The organism is Paenimyroides tangerinum, assembly GCF_003865405.1.
Lineage (GTDB): Bacteria > Bacteroidota > Bacteroidia > Flavobacteriales > Flavobacteriaceae > Flavobacterium > Flavobacterium tangerinum.
The window spans coordinates 1-2,998 of the sequence record NZ_RQVQ01000092.1; the positions used below are offsets into that span (position 1 = coordinate 1).

A 2,998-nucleotide genomic window follows, 5' to 3' on the forward strand; every position below is an offset into this window, starting at 1 on the left:
AATAGGTTGTAAATTCTTTTTTTAGTCCGTTTATTTAATTTGTTCTACCGAATATATTTAGTATTCTATTTACTATTTTCCTATTCCCAATTCCCTATTTGATGTCGGGTTTCGATTCTGCTGAATATTGATTTCATTTCCAAATTAAATATTCATTATTTGGCTTTAAGCTATATGCTGCAAGCTGAGTTCTAAATCGGAATATCATTTTCAAATTTTCAAATCTTCAAATTATCTCATTTACAAATTCAATTCTCCATTCCTAAATTGCTGATTCGTGGATTCGCTTTGTTTCTACTGGATATTCTATTTTGAACTTTAAACATTAAACTTTACAATCAGATCATTCCGTTTTCAAATCTTCAAATTATCTCATTTACAAATTCAATTCTCCATTCCTAAATTGCGGATTTAACTTCGTTCCGTTCGGACTTTGTCCTCGGGTGCAGATTTGCTTTGTTTCTTCTGGATATACTATTTCGTACTTTAAACATTGAACCTTAAATTTTACAATCAGAACATTCAATTTTCAAATCTTCAAATTATCTCATTTACAAATTCAATTCTGATTCATCATACGTTCTAAACTATTTTCCCAATCTGGAACAGAAATCTGATATGTTGTTTTTATTTTCGATTTATCTAATAAAGAGAAAATTGGTCTTTTTGCTGGAGTTGGATAAGCCGTTGTAGGAATTGGATTTATCGTAATATTTGAATTTGATTGTTCTTTAATTTTCAAAGCAAAATCAAACCATGAGCATTTTCCTTCGTTGGAATAATTAAAAATTCCGTAAGTTATTTTTTTAGATAAAACAATCTGAATTAAAGCTTCTGCTAGATCCAACGCGTTTGTTGGTGAACCGATTTGATCGTTTATCACATTTAATTCCTTTCTTTCTTGAAATAAACGTAACATTGTTTTTACAAAATTATTTCCATAATTAGAATATACCCATGAAGTTCTGATAATAATCGTTCTTGGATTAATAGCTAAAGCTAACTCCTCGCCTTCTAATTTGGTTTGTCCGTAAATATTAATTGGATTTACCTCATCTGTTTCTTTTCGAGGTTCGGAAATCATACCATCAAAAACATAATCTGTAGAAATATGTATGAACGGAATGTTTTGCTTTGCACTTGACTGAGCTAAATATTTGGTTGCAGTTGCATTTACTAATCGAGCATTTTCAATATCACTTTCTGCTTTATCGACTGCTGTATAAGCTGCACAGTTAATTACAAAATCAAATTTATTACTCTCGAAATAAGCTTTTACATCTAACTCTTTCGTAATATCCAATTCTTTTCTAGAAACAAATACAAAATCTATAGTTGGATATTGCTCTGAGATTTCTTTAATACATTGACCTAATTGTCCGTTTGAACCTGTTATTAGTGTTTTCATTGTTTTTTTTTTAGTGACGAAGTGACGAAGTGACGAAGTGACGGAGTGACGAAGTGACGAAGTGAATGATTGGGGAATTGGGAAATGGGAATTCCTTTTTTACTTTTTACTTTGAATCAGTTTTAAGAGCATCCTTCTAATAGTTGCGTTCTCATCTAATATTTTAGAAATATCATTTTGAGATACAAATCCTAGCAATGCGGTCAATTCAATTTGAGTTTCTATTTCAGACAAAGAGCTCAAAGCGATATACAAAAACTGAATAAATTCTTTATTATGTTGTCTTGTTGCGCCTTCGGCTATGTTACTAGGTACAGAAACTGCTGCTCTACGTAATTGACTGGTTAATCCAAAACGTTCTTCGACTGGTAAATGAGTTGTAAATTCATAAATCGTCTTTACGTACAACATAGCTCTTTGATAAACAAATAAATCTCTATGACTTTTCATTATGGATACTTTTTATAAAACTACGGCTTTTAAATTAGAATCCGTTCCATAAATCTCGAGTATTCAAACAACTCCATTCTTTAATTCGAAACCTCATTAAAACTTGGTAATTCGATATCTTTTGAAGAAATAATTTCTTTTCCTAATGGTATTCCCCAATCGATATTCAGTTCCGATGAGTTATACAAAACACCACGTTCAGATTCTTTATTGTAAAAATTATCACACTTATAGAAGAATATAGCCGTTTCTGATAGTACAGAAAAGCCATGTAAAAAACCTCTTGGAATAAATAATTGACGTTTATTCTCAGCAGATAGTTCAATTGCTACATGTTGACCGAACGTTTCTGAACCTGGACGTACATCAACCGCTACATCAATAACTTTTCCTTCAAGTACACGAACTAATTTTGCTTGTGCAAATTCACCTGATTGCATGTGTAAACCACGAATCACTCCGTAAGTCGATTTTGATTCATTATCTTGAACGAAATTTGGTTTATATCCTATTATTTCTGCCAATTTATTCTCATTATATGACTCATAGAAATATCCACGTTCATCTTCGAATATACTTGGTTCTAATATATAACAGCCTTTTAGTTTTGTTTCTTTTACTTTCATTGTTTTTTTTTTTAGTGACGAGGTGACCGAGTGACGGAGTGACCAAGCGACGGAGCGACGGAGTGACGGAGTGACCAAGTGACCGAGTGATTCAGTGACCGAGTGATTCAGTGACCGAGTGATTCAGTGACCGAGTGATTCAGTGACCGAGTGATTCAGTGACGGAGTTACCAAGTGACGGAGTGACCAAGTGACGGAGTGACGGAGTGACGCAGTGACCAAGTGACGCAGTGACCAAGTGACCAAGTGACGCAGTGACCAAGTGACGCAGTGACCAAGTGACGGAGTGACGGAGTGACCGAGTGATTCAGTAACGAAGTAACCGAGTGACCGAGTGATTCAGTGACCGAGTGATTCAGTGACCGAGTGATTCAGTGACCGAGTGATTCAGTGACGGAGTGACCAAGTGACGCAGTGACGTAGTGACCAAGTAACGGCGTTCCCTATTCCTTATTCTCTTTTCTCTATTCTCTTTTCTCTATTCTCTTTTCTCTATTCTCTTTTCTCTATTCTC

Annotated in this window: 3 protein-coding genes; all 3 read right to left on the reverse strand. The window is 34.2% G+C overall.

The genetic code is table 11. The annotated features are described in order from the left end of the window. Positions 1-559: 559 nt before the first annotated feature. Positions 560-1,408, reverse strand: a complete 849-nt coding sequence (gene rfbD / locus EG240_RS16230) for a dTDP-4-dehydrorhamnose reductase (protein ID WP_125020373.1) — start codon at positions 1,406-1,408, stop codon at positions 560-562. A 99-nt stretch (positions 1,409-1,507) separates the two neighbouring features. Continuing rightward, the gene (locus EG240_RS16235) at positions 1,508-1,858 is read right to left on the reverse strand and encodes a four helix bundle protein (RefSeq protein ID WP_125020374.1); all 351 of its coding nucleotides are present in this window, start codon (positions 1,856-1,858) and stop codon (positions 1,508-1,510) included. A gap of 80 nt (positions 1,859-1,938) precedes the next feature. Then, positions 1,939-2,484 (reverse strand): dTDP-4-dehydrorhamnose 3,5-epimerase, encoded by a 546-nt coding sequence (rfbC, locus tag EG240_RS16240; RefSeq protein ID WP_125020375.1) that lies wholly within the window; start codon positions 2,482-2,484, stop codon positions 1,939-1,941. Positions 2,485-2,998 lie beyond the last annotated feature (514 nt).

What these genes read in the sequence shown, in the direction of transcription:
- rfbD (WP_125020373.1), bottom strand. Translation starts at nt 1,408, where the DNA reads ATGAAAACACTAATAACAGGTTCAAACGGACAATTAGGTCAATGTATT.
- rfbC (WP_125020375.1), bottom strand. Translation starts at nt 2,484, where the DNA reads ATGAAAGTAAAAGAAACAAAACTAAAAGGCTGTTATATATTAGAACCA.
- EG240_RS16235 (WP_125020374.1), bottom strand. Translation starts at nt 1,858, where the DNA reads ATGAAAAGTCATAGAGATTTATTTGTTTATCAAAGAGCTATGTTGTAC.